Raw genomic sequence first — 243 nt, forward strand, 5'->3', positions numbered from 1 at the left:
TGGAGCGGCATGAGGCGTTGCGTACCAGGTTCGTCGAGGTGGACGGTCTGCCGCGGCAGGTGATCGACCCTCCACCGACGGCGTTCTCGCTGCCGATGGCCGAGCTCGATGGTGAGGTGGTCGAGCGGTGGGCGGCCGGTCAGGCGCACCGGCCGTTCGATCTGGCGGCCGGGCCGCTGTTTCGTGCGGCGCTGGCCCGGCTGGGGCCGCAGGAGCACGCGATCGTGCTGGTGGTCCATCACA

1 protein-coding gene is annotated in these 243 nt (G+C 71.2%); it reads left to right on the plus strand.

All coding sequences use genetic code 11. The features are described 5' to 3' along the window. A partial coding sequence (locus ACLQ2R_RS39710; protein ID WP_425966569.1) for a condensation domain-containing protein occupies positions 1–243 on the plus strand: 243 nt, incomplete at both ends.

This window comes from Streptosporangium sp. DT93 (assembly GCF_049844535.1).
Taxonomy (GTDB): Bacteria; Actinomycetota; Actinomycetes; order Streptosporangiales; family Streptosporangiaceae; genus Streptosporangium.